The 14,934-nt window shown below is 63.5% G+C and carries 15 protein-coding genes; 13 read left to right on the top strand and 2 right to left on the bottom strand.

From position 1 onward, the window contains the following. Window positions 1-56: 56 nt before the first annotated feature. The 9 genes from ilvA to AC1D0Z_RS09835 all read left to right on the top strand — a co-directional run bounded on the left by ilvA (window position 57) and on the right by AC1D0Z_RS09835 (window position 9,356). Window positions 57-1,712: a threonine ammonia-lyase, biosynthetic gene (ilvA, locus tag AC1D0Z_RS09875; RefSeq protein ID WP_477658074.1), complete on the top strand. Its 1,656-nt coding sequence runs from the start codon at window positions 57-59 to the stop codon at window positions 1,710-1,712. A 15-nt stretch (window positions 1,713-1,727) separates the two neighbouring features. Next, window positions 1,728-1,991: a cysteine-rich CWC family protein gene (locus AC1D0Z_RS09870; protein ID WP_477658073.1), complete on the top strand. Its 264-nt coding sequence runs from the start codon at window positions 1,728-1,730 to the stop codon at window positions 1,989-1,991. Beyond that, window positions 1,948-3,009 carry a nicotinate-nucleotide--dimethylbenzimidazole phosphoribosyltransferase gene (gene cobT / locus AC1D0Z_RS09865; protein WP_477658072.1) on the top strand — a complete coding sequence of 354 codons (1,062 nt, stop codon included), beginning with the start codon at window positions 1,948-1,950 and terminating at the stop codon, window positions 3,007-3,009. Before AC1D0Z_RS09870 ends, cobT begins: the two co-directional genes overlap by 44 nt. A 16-nt stretch (window positions 3,010-3,025) precedes the next feature. Further along, on the top strand, window positions 3,026-3,880 hold the full coding sequence (locus tag AC1D0Z_RS09860; RefSeq protein ID WP_477658071.1) for an adenosylcobinamide-GDP ribazoletransferase: 855 nt from the start codon (window positions 3,026-3,028) through the stop codon (window positions 3,878-3,880). A 130-nt stretch (window positions 3,881-4,010) separates the two neighbouring features. Continuing rightward, window positions 4,011-4,559, top strand: coding sequence for a histidine phosphatase family protein (locus AC1D0Z_RS09855; protein ID WP_477658070.1), 549 nt, complete (start codon window positions 4,011-4,013; stop codon window positions 4,557-4,559). Between the two features lie 52 nt (window positions 4,560-4,611). After that, window positions 4,612-5,580, top strand: a complete 969-nt coding sequence (locus tag AC1D0Z_RS09850; RefSeq protein ID WP_477658069.1) for a 5'-nucleotidase — start codon at window positions 4,612-4,614, stop codon at window positions 5,578-5,580. A gap of 17 nt (window positions 5,581-5,597) precedes the next feature. After that, entirely contained in the window at window positions 5,598-7,388 is a 1,791-nt protein-coding gene (locus AC1D0Z_RS09845; RefSeq protein WP_477658068.1) for an ABC transporter ATP-binding protein/permease, read from the top strand. Next, on the top strand, window positions 7,389-9,008 hold the full coding sequence (locus AC1D0Z_RS09840; RefSeq protein ID WP_477658067.1) for an MFS transporter: 1,620 nt from the start codon (window positions 7,389-7,391) through the stop codon (window positions 9,006-9,008). A 36-nt stretch (window positions 9,009-9,044) separates the two neighbouring features. After that, window positions 9,045-9,356 (top strand): antibiotic biosynthesis monooxygenase family protein, encoded by a 312-nt coding sequence (locus tag AC1D0Z_RS09835; RefSeq protein WP_477658066.1) that lies wholly within the window; start codon window positions 9,045-9,047, stop codon window positions 9,354-9,356. A gap of 113 nt (window positions 9,357-9,469) precedes the next feature. On the opposite strand, the gene queC is transcribed toward AC1D0Z_RS09835, so the two are convergent. Beyond that, complete coding sequence (queC, locus tag AC1D0Z_RS09830) at window positions 9,470-10,195, bottom strand: 7-cyano-7-deazaguanine synthase QueC (protein ID WP_477658065.1); 726 nt, start codon at window positions 10,193-10,195, stop codon at window positions 9,470-9,472. Between the two features lie 15 nt (window positions 10,196-10,210). Beyond that, window positions 10,211-11,389, bottom strand: coding sequence for a fumarylacetoacetate hydrolase family protein (locus AC1D0Z_RS09825; RefSeq protein WP_477658064.1), 1,179 nt, complete (start codon window positions 11,387-11,389; stop codon window positions 10,211-10,213). A 239-nt stretch (window positions 11,390-11,628) separates the two neighbouring features. On the opposite strand from AC1D0Z_RS09825, the gene AC1D0Z_RS09820 reads away from it, so the two are divergent. From AC1D0Z_RS09820 to sigJ, 4 genes are all read left to right on the top strand, one after another. Continuing rightward, a complete protein-coding gene (locus tag AC1D0Z_RS09820) occupies window positions 11,629-12,396 on the top strand; it encodes a 2-keto-4-pentenoate hydratase (protein ID WP_477658063.1) in 768 nt (255 codons plus the stop codon). Window positions 12,397-12,504: 108 nt separating this feature from the next. Next, a complete protein-coding gene (locus AC1D0Z_RS09815; protein ID WP_477658062.1) occupies window positions 12,505-13,311 on the top strand; it encodes an isocitrate lyase/PEP mutase family protein in 807 nt (268 codons plus the stop codon). A gap of 166 nt (window positions 13,312-13,477) precedes the next feature. Further along, on the top strand, window positions 13,478-13,924 hold the full coding sequence (locus tag AC1D0Z_RS09810; RefSeq protein ID WP_477658061.1) for a carboxymuconolactone decarboxylase family protein: 447 nt from the start codon (window positions 13,478-13,480) through the stop codon (window positions 13,922-13,924). A gap of 22 nt (window positions 13,925-13,946) precedes the next feature. Next, the gene (gene sigJ, locus AC1D0Z_RS09805; RefSeq protein ID WP_477658060.1) at window positions 13,947-14,840 is read left to right on the top strand and encodes an RNA polymerase sigma factor SigJ; all 894 of its coding nucleotides are present in this window, start codon (window positions 13,947-13,949) and stop codon (window positions 14,838-14,840) included. Window positions 14,841-14,934 lie beyond the last annotated feature (94 nt).

Here is a 14,934-nt window from a genome sequence, read left to right as displayed (position 1 = left end):
CTGCAAAGTCTGGGCCTTTTTTCTTGCCCACTATGATGTCAGGCTGCGAGAAAAACATGCCAACCCACACCAAACAAGCCACCCGCCCTGTTTCCAAAGTTGTTCCCAAGGTCGCCAAGGCAGCCAAAGCCCGGGAGGGAATTTCTGGCAAAACGTCGAAGCCCGCGCTCAAGCCGGCCGACTACCTGAAAAAAATCCTGACAGCACGGGTTTATGACGTTGCGGTGGAATCAAATCTGGAGCCCGCCAAAAGCCTGAGCCTGCGCCTCAAAAACACCGTGCTGCTAAAGCGCGAAGACCAGCAACCGGTGTTCAGCTTCAAGCTGCGGGGCGCCTATAACAAGATGGCCCACCTGAGCCCCGAGCAGCTCAAGAAAGGCGTGATTTGCGCCTCGGCCGGCAACCATGCCCAGGGCGTTGCGCTCAGTGCGCAAAAGCTCGGCACACGCGCCGTGATTGTGATGCCCACCACCACACCGCAGCTCAAGGTCGACGCCGTCAGGGCCTGGGGCGGCACTGTCGTGCTGCACGGAGAAAGCTACTCCGACGCCTATGCCCACGCCGTGGTGCTCGAGAAAAAACAGGGCCTCACCTTCGTGCACCCGTTTGATGACCCTGATGTCATTGCCGGGCAAGGCACGATCGCCATGGAAATCCTCATGCAGCTGCAAAGCCTCGGCTCCAGCCGGCTTGATGCCGTGTTCGTGGCCATCGGCGGCGGCGGGCTGATCTCCGGCGTGGCCAACTACATCAAAGCCGTGCGGCCCGAGATCAAGGTCATCGGCGTGCAGATGAATGACTCCGACGCCATGATGCAGTCCGTGACAGCCAAAAAGCGCGTGACCCTGAGCGACGTCGGCCTTTTTGCCGACGGCACGGCTGTCAAGCTGGTGGGCGAAGAAACCTTCCGCATCAGCCGCGAGCTGGTCGATGAATTCATCACTGTCGACACCGACGCCGTCTGCGCCGCCATCAAGGATGTGTTCGTCGATACGCGCAGCATCGTCGAGCCTTCGGGCGCGATGGCCGTGGCCGCCGTCAAGCAGTACGTCGCCACCCACAAGACCAAAGGCGAAACCTACGCCGCAATCCTGTGCGGCGCCAACATGAACTTCGACCGCCTGCGCTTCGTTGCCGAGCGCGCAGAAGTCGGCGAAGAGCGCGAAGCCCTCTTCGCCGTAACGATTCCCGAGGAACGCGGCAGCTTCCGGCGCTTTTGCGAAGTGATTGGCGAACTGCCCGGCGGGCCGCGCAGCGTGACCGAGTTCAACTACCGCATCAACGACGACGCCAAAGCCCATGTCTTCGTGGGCCTGACCACCTCAGCCAAGGGCGAGAGCAGCAAGATCGCCGCCAATTTCTCGCGCCACGGCTTCAAGACGCTGGACCTCACGCACGACGAGCTCGCCAAAGAGCACATCCGCCACATGGTGGGCGGGCACAGTGCGCTCTCCAGGGACGAGCGCCTGCTGCGCTTTATCTTCCCCGAGCGGCCCGGCGCGCTGATGAAGTTCCTCTCCAGCATGCGGCCGGGCTGGAACATCAGCCTCTTTCACTACCGCAACCAGGGCGCCGACTATGGGCGCATCCTGGTCGGCCTGCAGGTGCCCAAGGCCGACAACAAGGCCTTCAAGGACTTCCTGGACACGCTGGGCTACCCCCACGTGGAAGAAACCGACAACCCGGTCTATCGGCTGTTCCTTCAGAGCTGAGCCAGCCACATTGCCATGAGCACACAGGTCGCCCCCTCTGCAACACCCGCTCTGGCCGACACCTCGGTGTGCCCCCGTTGCGGCGCCGGCCTGCGCTGCGGCATGGTGGCAGGGGATGCTGAATGCTGGTGTGTGCAACTGCCGCACATCATGCCCGTGCCATCCGAACGATCCCCACAGCCGGAAGGCAGCGCACTGTCATGCTTCTGCCCCGCCTGCCTTAAACAAATCACCGATGAACGCACCCGACTTTCCGCCCCTTCTACTGCCCGCGATTGAGCCCACCGCCAACCTCCCGCTGGAGGCGAAGCTGCGGCACAAGATCGACCACAAAACCAAGCCGCTGGGCGCGCTCGGCCTGCTGGAAGGTGTGGCGCTGCAGCTGGGCCTGATCCAGCAGAGTGAAAACATCTCGCTGCAAGCCCCGCAAATGGTGGTTTTCGCGGCCGATCACGGCATTGCCGCCGAGGGCGTGTCGGCCTTCCCGCAGGCGGTCACGGTGCAGATGGTCGGCAACATGCTGGCCGGGGGCGCCGCCATCAACGTCTTCGCGCGCCAGCACGGCTTTGCCCTGCAGGTGGTGGATGCCGGCGTGGCGGCGGACCTGCCCGCGCACCCGCAGTTGCTGCAGCGAAAGATCGCCCACGGCACCCAAAACATCTGCAGCGGGGCTGCGATGTCACACCTGCAAACCCACACCGCGCTCACGGCGGGCATGGACATCCTGCAAGCGTTGCCCGGCAATGTGGTGGCGTTCGGCGAAATGGGCATTGCCAACACCTCGCCTGCCGCCCTGTTGCTGGCACGCCTTGCCGGCATCAGCGTCGACGAAGCCACCGGGCGCGGCACCGGCCTGGATGACCAGCAACTGCAACGCAAACGCGCCGTGCTGGCGCGCGCGCTGGCCCGTCACGCCGACGCAACGCAGCCTCTGGATGTGCTGGCTGCCCTGGGCGGTTTTGAAATCGCCATGATGGCCGGCGCCATGCTGCAGGCCGCGAGCGAGCGCCGCGTGGTGCTGGTCGATGGCTTCATCGCCGGCGCTGCCGCACTGGTAGCCCACGCTTTGGCGCCCGCAGTACGGGACTACATGGTGTTTTGCCACCGCTCCGATGAACACGGCCATCGCCTGCTGTTGGCGCACCTGAAAGCCCAACCGCTGCTGGAGCTGGGTCTTCGCCTCGGCGAAGGCACAGGCGCGCTCCTCGCCTGGCCGCTGGTGCAGTCGGCAGCGGGCTTTCTCAACGAAATGGCGAGCTTCGATTCCGCCGGCGTCAGCGGACGCGAAGACGCCTGATCTCGCGGGACCTCGCATGACATCCATCACCCTGTTTGTCCGCGAGTTCCTGCTCGCCGTCCAGTTCTTCACGCGCATCCCCATCACGGGCCGGCTGGCGGCCTGGGTAGGCTACAGCCCCGAATTGCTGCGCGCCAGCGCCGGCCACTTTCCCGGCGTCGGCATTCTGGTGGGCCTGTTTGCCGCTGCCGTGTACGCGTTGTTTCAGGCAGTACTGCCCGACACCACGTTCTCGCCGCTCGTGGCCGCGGCATTTTCCACCGCCGCCACCGTGCTGCTGACGGGCGGCTTCCACGAAGACGGCCTTGCCGATGTCGCCGACGGCCTGGGCGGCAGCCACGACAAGGGACGCGCACTGGAAATCATGAAGGATTCGCGCGTGGGTGCGTTCGGCGCGATGGCCCTGGTGCTTGCCCTGCTGTGCAAGGTCGCGCTGCTGGCCATCCTCGGTTCAGTCGAAGGCGCTCCCGCCGGCTGGGGCGACTGGGAAGAAGCCCCTTTCGGCAGCTGGTACGCCTGTGCCGCGCTGTGCACAGGCCACATCATGTCGCGCGGCCTGCCGCTGCTGCTGATTTACCTGCTGCCGCACGTGGGCGACACCGCCCTGTCCAAATCCAAGCCGCTGGCCGACCGGATTTCCCCCGGCAGCCTGCTGGTAGGCTTTTCCTGGTGCCTCGCTGCGCTGGCACTGGCCACCTTCGTGCTCGACGTCATGAATCTCATCGTGGCCTGCAGCTTCGCCGTGCTCGCACTGCTGTGGATGGGCCGCCTCTTCAAGCGCAGGCTGCAGGGGTTTACCGGCGACTGCCTGGGGGCCACCCAACAGGTCTGCGAAATCGCTTTTTACCTGGGCCTGGCCCTGAGCCTATGAGACGAGCCCCCACACTTGTCACTTCGTGTACTGCGCTGCCCCCCAAGGGGGCCGCTGCGCCTGCGGCCCGGCAAAGCCTGTTCCGCAGCCCTGGCTGGTATTTGCAGCGCAGCCCCAGGCCGGTCTTTGAATGAAACTCTGGCTGGTCCGCCACGCAAAGCCCCTGATTGACGCTGGCGTTTGCTACGGCCGGCAGGATGTGGCGGCCGACGCCGACGCGACCGCCGAATGCGCCCGAATGCTGGCAACAATGCTCCCGCAGGCCACCCGTGTCATCAGCTCACCGCTACAAAGATGTGAGCGCCTGGCGCACGCCCTGAGCGGCTTGCGGGCCGATTTAACCTATAAGACCGACACACGGCTGCAGGAGATGGACTTTGGCAGCTGGGAAGGCCGCAGCTGGCAAGACATCGGCCCCGCCGACCTGCGGGCCTGGACCGACAGCTTCGCCATGCATGCCGTGGGCGGTAGCGGCGAAAGCACCATGCAAGTGATGGCGCGCGTGGCCTCGGCCTTTGACGAATTGCAGGGCGAAGCTGATGCCTTGTGGATAACCCATGCTGGCGTGATCCGCGCTGCGGAACTGATTGCACGTGGCCAGCGTCAGATCACAGGGGCAGACGAGTGGCCGATCAATGCACCCAGCTATGGACAATGGTGCACACTGGAACTGGCATGAACACCCCCGCTGCGTATTCAAAACCCTCCTGACAACAACAAGGCATCAAACAATGGCAGCAACTCTGGATGRTCAGCTCGTGGTGGCGATCTCGTCACGCGCGCTGTTTGACTTTGAAGAAGAAAACCAGGTCTTTGAAACCGGCATGACCGCCGAGCCCTTGCCCGGCGCAAAAAAAGACGCAGCCTACATGAAGCTGCAACTCGAACGGCTGGACGTGCCGGCCAAGCCCGGTGTGGCGTTCTCACTGGTCAAAAAATTGCTAGCCTTCAACGAAGTGCCCGAAAGCGCCGGAGAAGCGGCCAGCCCGACAGCACCCACCCAACGCGTTGAAGTCGTGATCCTCTCGCGCAACGACCCCGTGTCCGGCATGCGGGTCTTTCGCTCGGCCCAGCATTACGGCCTCAAGATAGAACGCGGCACCTTCAACCGCGGCGAGGCGCCCTGGCGTTACCTGAAGCCCCTGCACGCCAACCTGTTCCTGTCTGCCCACTTGAGCGACGTACGCGACGCCCTGCTGGCCGGCGTGCCCGCCGCGCAGGTGTATCCGCATTCCGTGCGCGCCAGTGACGCACATCCCAACGAAGTACGCATTGCTTTCGACGGCGACGCGGTGCTGTTTTCGGACGAGGCCGAACGCGTCTTCCAGGCACAGGGCCTCTCGGCCTTCCAGCAACATGAACGCGACAAGGCCACGCAACCGCTGCTGGCCGGCCCGTTCAAACCCCTGCTCGAAGCGCTGCACCGTCTGCAACAGGTCGGCACCTCGCATATGCGCATACGCACGGCGCTTGTGACCGCCCGCAGCGCGCCTGCGCATGAACGCGCCATCCGCACACTGATGGACTGGAACATCGAGGTCGATGAAGCCATGTTCCTGGGGGGTCTCGCCAAGGGCGAATTCCTGCGCGAGTTCGAGCCCGACTTTTTCTTTGACGACCAGACCGGTCACGTGCACTCCGCCTCGCAGCATGTGCCCTCGGGCCATGTGGCCAGTGGTGTTTCCAACCAGCTTTCCTGAGCCGCGAAAGGGCTTTCATGAATCCGTCCAGCCTTTCCGRCAAATTCAGCGCTTTCAAAACTTTCGTCAAGCGGGTAGGAGTGCTTGCCGCCCCCTACTTTCGGTCTGAAGACAAATGGAAGGCACGCGGCCTTTTTCTGGCCATCGTGCTGCTCAACCTGGGCACGGTCTACATGGCGGTGCAATTCAACGACTGGTACCGCGTCTTCTACGACGCGCTTGAGAAAAAGGACCAGGTCGTTTTCTGGCAGCAACTTGGGCGGTTCAGTTACCTGGCCTTTGGAGCCATCATCATTGCCGTTTACAAGTTCTACCTGACCCAGCTGCTGCAAATGCGCTGGCGCTCCTGGATGACACGTGACTATCTGCATCGCTGGCTATCGCATCGCGCCTTCTACAAGATGGAGCTGGCCCGCTATTCGGCCACGGCCAACATCAACGAAAGCCCCGACAACCCTGATCAGCGTATTCAGGAGGACGTGCACTCATTTACCACGGCCACAATTTCATTGAGCATGGGCCTGCTCAATGCCGTTGTGACGCTGATCAGTTTTATCGGCATCTTGTGGGCACTTTCAGGCCCGTTCGGTTTCACCCTGGGCGGCAGCAGCTACACAATTCCGGGTTTCATGGTTTGGGCTGCGGTAGCCTATTGCGTGGTTGGCAGCGTGTTGACGCATTACATTGGCCGGCCGCTGATCAGGCTCAACTTCATGCAACAGCGCTATGAAGCCAATTTTCGCCATCACATGGTGCGTGTGCGTGAATACAGCGAATCCATTGCGCTGGACAACGGTGAGACCGTTGAACGCAATCAGCTTGACGGGCGCTTCAACACGGTGCTCGCCAATTACCTGAACCTGATACGCGCCAACAAAAAACTCATCTGGTTCCAGAGCTTCTTCGGCCAGGCTGCCGTGATCTTCCCGTTCATCGTCGCAGCCCCACGCTTTTTTAGCGACGCAATCCAGCTGGGTCAACTTATCCAGATCTCCTCAGCCTTCGGCAAGGTTCAGGATTCACTCAGCTGGTTTGTGGACAACTACGACAGCCTCGCCAGTTGGCGCGCGACAACGGATCGCCTGACAAGCTTCGAAGACAGCATGGTTGCGCAGGCAAAGGACAACGCCGGCCTGGCCACGAGCGTGTCTACGTCGCTCACATCGGGCGATCTCAATCTGGCCCTACCGACCGGAACCGTTCTCCTGACGGGCGTCGAGCTGCATGCCGAGGCCGGGGACCACATTCTGCTCAGGGGTCCTTCCGGCAGCGGAAAGTCCACCCTTTTTCGCGCTTTGGCGGGCATCTGGCCGTTTGCGACTGGCCGCATTGCCCGGCCCGAAAACGCCATGTTCATTCCGMAGCGCCCTTATTTCCCCAATGGTTCCCTGCGCGACGCCCTGGCCTACCCGGAGCCCGCGGCCAATTACAGCGACGGCGCGTTGAAGCAAGCCCTCAACGAAGCCCTGCTGCCCGACCTGGCCGCACGGCTGGACGAAGAAGACGCCTGGAGCCAGAAGCTTTCGGGCGGTGAGCAGCAGCGCCTTTCCATCGCCCGGGTGTTGCTGAAAAAGCCCCAATGGATTTTTGCGGACGAAGCCACCAGCGCACTCGATGAGGCGGCTGAAAAAACGCTGTATGAACGTTTGCTGGCGCTCGTCAAAACCTCGGGAGGCGCCATCATTTCGATCGCCCACCGCCCCAACGTGGCAGCCTTTCACAATAAAACCTGGGCTTTCGAAAAGCTGCCCGAAGGCTCCCCCGCGCTGTTCACGCTGAACCAGCGTGCCGCACAGGAAGCGCCCTGAATGCCCGAGGAAGCCGCAAGGACCCCCGAGCCGGTAACGGCCGAATCCCTCTCCGCCTGGGCGCCCATCAAGCGCCCGGTGTTCCGCATGCTGTGGAGCACCTGGCTGGTCGCCAACATCTGCATGTGGATGAACGATGTGGCGGCCGCATGGATGATGACCTCCATGACCACCTCGCCGCTCTGGGTGGCGCTGGTGCAGTCGGCTTCCACGCTGCCGGTGTTTTTGCTGGGCCTTCCCAGCGGCGCGCTGGCCGACATCCTGGACCGCCGCCGCTACTTCATCATGACGCAGTTCTGGGTCGCGGTGGTGGCCACGCTGCTGTGCATCGCCGTGATCTCGGATGTCATGACGCCGCCGCTGCTGCTGGCGCTGACCTTTGCCAACGGCGTGGGCCTGGCCATGCGCTGGCCGGTGTTTGCCGCCATCGTGCCCGAGCTGGTGCCGCGCGTGCAGTTGCCCGCCGCACTGGCGCTCAACGGTGTCTCGATGAATGCCTCGCGCATCGTCGGCCCGCTGGTGGCTGGCGCACTGATTGCCGGTGCCGGCACTGAATACGTTTTCGTGCTCAACGCCGTGCTGTCGGTTATTTCAGGCTTTGTCATCATGCGCTGGCGGCGTGACCATGCGCCCAGCCCGCTGGGGCGCGAGCGCCTCGTCAGCGCCATGCGCGTCGGCCTGCAGTTTGTCAGCCAGTCGGCGCGCCTGCGCGCGGTGCTGCTGCGTGTGGCCATTTTCTTTTTTCACTCCACCGCCCTGCTGGCCCTGCTGCCGCTGGTGGCGCGCGGCCTGCACGGCGGCGACGCCGGTACCTTCACGCTGCTGCTGGCGTCCATGGGCACGGGCGCCATCATCGCGGCGCTCAACCTGGCGCGGCTGCGCCAGATGATGCCGCGCGACGTGCTCGTGATGCGCTCCACGCTGCTGCAGACAGCGTCTACCGCCGCCATGGCTTTTGCGCCCAATGTGTATGTGGCCGTGCCCGCCATGCTGCTCAACGGCATGGCCTGGATCACCTGCGCCAATTCGCTCAGCGTGTCGGCGCAGCTGTCATTGCCCGACTGGGTGCGCGCGCGCGGCATGTCGATGTACCAGATGGCCATCATGGGCGCGAGCGCGGCAGGCGCGGCGCTCTGGGGCCACGTGGCGGGCCTTACCAGCGTATCCACCGGTTTGCTGATGGCCGCCGCCAGCGGCTCGGTCGTGATGATGGTGGCGCAGTACCTTGTGTCCGACCTCAGCATTGAGGAAGACCTGACCCCTTCGCGCCAGTTCAAGGCGCCGGTGGCTGAGGAGCCGCCCGGTGTGGGCCGCGTGGTGGTAAGGATTCACTACCAGATTGACCCGGCGCGCATCGACGACTTCCGCGCGCTGATGCAGGAAAGCCGCCGCAGCCGCCTGCGCCAGGGCGCGCTGGAATGGGAACTTCTGCGCGACGTCAACAAGCCCGGCCATTACATCGAGCAGATCATTGACGAGTCATGGACCGAGCACTTGCGCCGCTTTGACCGCGTGACGGCCAGCGACGTGGCGCTGCGCGAACGCAAACTCGGATTTCACCTCGGCGAAGACCCCCCGCTTGTCACCCGCAGCGTGGTCGAACCGCCCGGCCGAGGCTAGCGGCCTCTTTTTTAGCCAACAACCACGGAGTATTTTGTGATTGCAGCGACACCCCCAGCCCCTTACTACGCCGTTATCTTCACTTCCCTGCGAACCGAAGGCGACAACGGCTACGGCGACATGGCCGACCGCATGGTGGCGCTGGCTGCGCAGCAGCCGGGCTTTCTGGGCGTCGAATCAGCCCGCGAAGGCCTGGGCATCACGGTGAGCTATTGGCAAGACCTGGCGTCCATCAAGGCCTGGAAGATGAACGCCGAGCACCTGGTGGCACAGCAAACCGGGCGCAGCGACTGGTACACGCATTACAAGACCCGAATCGCAAAGGTAGAACGAGACTACGGGATGTAGCCCCCACGGTCGCTCACTTCGTGTAGCTTCCTGCCCCCCGAGGGGGCCGCTGCGCCTGCGGTCCGGCAAAGCCGGTCCCGCGGCCCCGGCTGGAAGGGCACAAGTTTCGCGGTTTAAGGCTCCGCTGCCACGAAGCGCGAAAAACCCCGAGCCCGCAACTCGCAGGCCGGGCACGTTCCACACCCATAACCCCAGGCATGCCGGTGCACACGGTCGCCGAGATAACAGGTGTGCGTGTGTTCCACGATCAGGTTCACCAGCGCTTCGCCGCCGTTGGGCTCGCCGGATTTCTCTCCGATGTCATGCGCCAGCCGCCAGGTGTCGGCCTTGTCGATCCACATCAGCGGCGTCTCGATCAGGAAGCGTTTGTCCATGCCCAGCGACAGCGCCAGCTGCATGGCCTTGATGGTGTCGTCGCGGCAGTCGGGGTAACCCGAAAAGTCTGTTTCGCACACGCCGGTGACCAGCACCTGCAAATCGCGCCGGTAGGCCAGCGCGGCCGCCAGCGTGAGGAACAGCAGGTTGCGCCCCGGCACAAAGGTGTTGGGCAGGCCCGAGCTTTCCATCTTGAAGGCGACGTCACGCGTCAATGACGTGTCGCTGACCTGCCCCAGTACCGCCAGGTCCAGCATGTGGTCTTCACCGATCTTGTGCGCCCACTGCGGAAATTGCTGTTTGATTTCGCGCAGCACATTGAGCCGTGCCTCCAGCTCCACCCTGTGGCGCTGGCCGTAGTCAAACGCCACGGTTTCGACGCGTTCGTATTTCGACAGCGCCTGCGCCAGGCAGGTCGTCGAATCCTGCCCGCCAGAAAACAAAACCAATGCAGAGGTATGCATTCGCTTTATCCCTTCTTACAGCAGCTTGCGCCTGGCCAGGCTTTGCATCAGCGCCGAAATGCCGAAGGTCCACGGCGCAGCCTTGTCGGAAGTGGTGACGCGGTTCACCAGGCTGCCCAGCTGCGGCGTGGCCACCGTCACCACATCACCCACCACGTGGGTAAAGCCCTGGCCGGGGCCGTGGCGGTCCTGCGTAGGGGCAAACATGGTGCCCAGGAAGAGCATGAAGCCGTCGGGGTACTGGTGGTTGGGGCCAATGGCTTGCGCCACCAGGTCCAGCGGGTCGCGGCTGATTTTCTTCAGCGAGCTGCCGCCCTTCATCACAAAACCTTCAGGCCCCGTCACCGTGATGCTCAGGTCGCTGCTGCGGACATGGTCGATGGTGAAGCGCTCGTCGAGAAGGCGGATGAAGGGGCCGATCGCGCACGAGGCGTTGTTGTCTTTGGCTTTGCCCAGCAGCAGTGCACTGCGGCCTTCGAAGTCGCGCAGGTTCACGTCGTTGCCCAACGCCGCACCCACGGTCTCGCCGCGCGAATTGACAGCCAGCACGACCTCGGGCTCGGGATTGTTCCAATCGCTGCCAGGGTGTATGCCCACTTCGGCGCCCGTGCCCACCGCGCTCATCGGCTGGCTCTTGGTAAAGATTTCCGCGTCGGGGCCAATGCCTACCTCCAGGTACTGCGACCACATGCCCTGCGCGATCAGCACGTCTTTGAGTTGGGCCGCTTCAGGCGAGCCGGGCTTGATGCTGCCCAGGTTTTCGCCGATCACGGCGATCACCGTCTTGCGCGCTCCATCGGCCTTGCTGGCGTCGCCGCCCGCGTGTTCTTCAATCACGCGCTCAAGCATCGACTCGACAAAGGTTACGCCCGATGCTTTCAACGCCTGCAGGTCGCAAGGCGCCAGCAGCCAGGGAAGCTTGGGGTCTTGCGCGTCGGCCGAGGAATTGGCCAGCACTTCGGCCGTACCCGCCAGGCGCGGCAACTTTGCCGCAGCGGCACGCACAACCTTGGCGACGCCCGGCAGCTCGAGCAGCTGGCTGGCCGTCGGTGCCACGCTGGAAAGGTCATACACACCGTCGGGCGTGACCAGGACCAGCACGGGGCCGGTCCCGTCAATCCAGACACGCCCCACCAGCAAGGCATCGGCAGCGTCAACAGGCAGGGTGGAAGCAGGGCTCAGGGAGTTTTTCATGGTGTTGGAACGGGTTGCAGGAATGGCCGCGCAAAAAATGCACAAAGCGGGTTGAAGCTGCCAATAGTACAAGGAAGTACAGGGAGCCCAGCCGCCCTGCCGAGGGTTGAAGAGAAGCGCACGCACGCGCCGGTTTCAGGCCAGGCCGCTACACTGAAACGCACCCCGTTCGCGAGACATTGCCCTCATGCCGCACGGGAGTGCAGCCAACCTTCACATCCCTGACTTTTAAGCCAAATATGCCCCTAAGCCCCGAAGAACGTGCGCAAGCAGCTATCGAATTAATAGCAAGGCGAACCACAGGCAAACCAGGCCCACGCCTGCCCGGGAGCTGCCGCCCAGCCGGCCTGGAAGACGGCTGGCAGGTGCAGCAGGAAGTCACCCGCCGGCTGGGCCAGTCTGTGGCCGGCTGGAAGGCCTCGCCGCCCAGCCCCGGCAAGCTGGTGGCCGCCCCGATTTACCAGCCCACACTCAGCCGCGCGGCAAGCTGCGCCGTACCCTTTCCTGCGGGTACCGCCGCCGTGGTGGTTGAACCAGAGCTGGCCTTTGTGCTGGCCAAAGACCTGCCCCCGCGCGCGCAGCCCTACACCGAGGCCGAGGTGGATGCGGCCATTGGCTCCGTTCATGCTGCACTGGAAATCTGTGCCAGCCGCTACACCGACCACAGCAGCCTGCCCTTTCCCGAACTGCTGGCCGACGGTATCGTGAACAACGGCCTGTGGCTGGGGCCCGAACTGGGCGGGCCCGATGTCGCGGCATTTGAATTGACCTGGCAAGTCGCCGGGGAAACTGCGCAGACAACCGAAGCCACACACCCGAACGGCGACCCGCGCACGCCGCTGTACTGGCTGGCCAATTTCCTGCGCGAACGCGGCGTCGGCCTGCTGGCCGGCCAGGCGGTGATCACGGGTTCTTACGCCGGCGTGTTGACGCTACCCTTCGGAAAACGCACGCACTTTGACTACGCAGGCCTGGCCCGGTTTGACGTGGAATTTCGCGGCACGTAACCTGAAGTAAATAGGGCAGGAAAGGTCCGCAAACGGCCAGCCACGTCAGCGCAGCTTGCTAAGCTGTGCGACCCCTTCTCCCATCCCGCCAACAACGACGGAGCCGCCATGCAAGTCCTTCACCACCAACAATTCGCCCAACTTCACCAGGCGCCGCACGGCGTTTTACTGCTGCCCAATGCCTGGGACGCTGCCAGCGCCAAAATCTTTGAAGCTTCCGGCGCCAAAGCCGTAGCCACCAGCAGCGCGTCGCTCGCCTGGGCCTGCGGTTATGCCGACGGCGGCGCCTTGCCGCCCGATGAGCTGCTCGATGCGGTCGCCCGCATCACCCGCGTCTTGGGCCTGCCGCTGACCGTCGACATGGAAGACGGCTACAGCGAGAGCCCCGCCGAAACAGGCCACCTGGCCGCCGAGCTGGTCGCTGTGGGTGCAGCGGGCATCAACCTCGAAGACGGCAGCGGCGCGCCTGAGCTACTGGCAGAAAAGATCCGCGCCATCCGTACAGCGCTTAAAGGCGCACCGCTTTTCATCAACGCCCGCACCGATGTCTACCTGCGCAAACTGAAAGTCGACAGCACCCCGGCCCAGGCCAGCATCGCCCGCCTCAAGCTGTACCAGCAGGCCGGGGCAGACGGCGCTTTTGTGCCCGGCCTCACCGCCTTGCCGGAAGTGAAGGAAATTTGCGCGGCTGTCAGCCTGCCGCTGAACCTGATGGCCATGCCCGGGCTGCCGCCTGTTGCCGAACTGCAGGCCGCCGGTGTGCGGCGCCTCAGCGTGGGGCCGGCGCCCTTCCAGGTCGCGTATGAACATGCCCGAACCAGCGTCGAGGCCTTGCTGAAACAGGACCTGTCGCCGCTGCTCGGCCCCAAACTGGATTATTCGGCGATGAATGCCTTGCTGGGCAGCAAACCCTGACGCGCACAGACTTCCACCCCGCCATCGCCTGAACCCCTCCGGGATCAGGCGAATTTTCATTTATTTCATCTTTTTTTGTTTTTTTTGAAGAGGCGCGTCACAAACGGCAAAGCTGAATCGTCAATACGGTGTGACACCAACTTTTGAACTCATTAAAGGAAACACCATGACGACCGCTACCGCCGCCAACACCGCCCCCGTCCGCATCGACCTCGCGATTCCCGACGTCTACCCCGCGTTGCTCAAGGTCAGGGAAACCATTGACGCGCAAGGCCTGGACAAAAAACTGCACCACCTGGTTCACCTGCGCGCCTCGCAAATCAACGGTTGCGCCTTCTGCGTCAAGATGCACCTGCGCGAAGCCCGTGAAGACGGCGAAACCCAGGACAGGCTGGACCGCCTCGTCGTCTGGGCGCACGTCAATGACTTCAGCGAAGCCGAGAAAGCCGCCCTGGCCTGGACGGAAGCGCTGACCACGCTCGACCACAAGACCGACTACGCCAGCCTGCGCGGCCGCCTGCGCCAATCGTTCAGCGACAAGGAGATTGGCGCGCTGACCGCTACCATCGGCATGATCAACCTCTGGAACCGCATCCAGGTCTCGGCACACTGAGTACAGCAAAGCAAGGCGCGCAATGCAGGACATCGACCCCACCGCCGTGTTTGAAGAAAGGCGCAGGCATTTGTTCGGCCTGGCCTACCGCATCCTCGGCTCGCGGGCCGATGCCGAAGACGCCGTGCAGGACGTCTTCATCAAATGGCTGGCGGCTGACCACGCGAGCATTGCCACACCGGCCGCCTGGCTCACCGCCATCTGCACGCGCCATTGCATTGACATGCTGCGCGACGCCCAGCGCAGCCGGGTCGACTATGTGGGTACCTGGCTGCCCGAACCCATCCACACCCAGACCGAAGACACGCCTGAAACACATGCCCTGCTGGCCTCGTCGCTGAGCATGGCTTTTTTGCTGCTGCTCGAACGCCTCACACCCAAGGAGCGCGCGGCCTACCTGTTGCACGAGATTTTTGAGACGCCCTATGCCGAAGTGGCCGAGATGCTGGACATGGAAGAAGCCGCCTGCCGCAAGCTGGTCTCGCGCGCCAGCACCAGCATCGCCCAGGGCAAGKTCCGGCACGTCACGCCGCCCAAGGTGCAGGACGACCTGCTCACCGCTTTTCGCGAAGCCATCACTGCCGGCAACACCGAGTCACTGGCCAGCCTGCTTTCGGACGACATCGCCCTGAGTACCGACAGCGGCGGCAAGGTCGCCTCGGTGGAGGGCATCTTCCAGGGCAAGGGCAGTGTGCTGACCCTGCTGACGACGCAACTGGCCCGCTACTGGGCCCACTACGAATGGGTACCCTGCGAGATCAACGGCGGCCGCGCCATCCAGCTGCGCATGAACGGCGAGATCGCCGCGGCCATCACCTTTGCCTACAACGACGAAGGCAAGGCCAACAACATCTTCATCATTCGCAACCCCGACAAGCTCGACGGGCTGGCATTTGGCCCCGAGGCCGTGGCTTGAACGCTGCGCCCACAGGCTGCGCAGCCGGCAACACGGCACCAACCTGAAGATGAGAGGTAAAGCATGAAAAAGCCGGTGCACCCAAAGGATGCAC

Source organism: Polaromonas sp. P1_E3 (assembly GCF_056405935.1).
The sequence above is the reverse complement of the archived record's forward strand: the minus strand, read 5'-3'. Positions and strand labels throughout refer to the sequence as shown.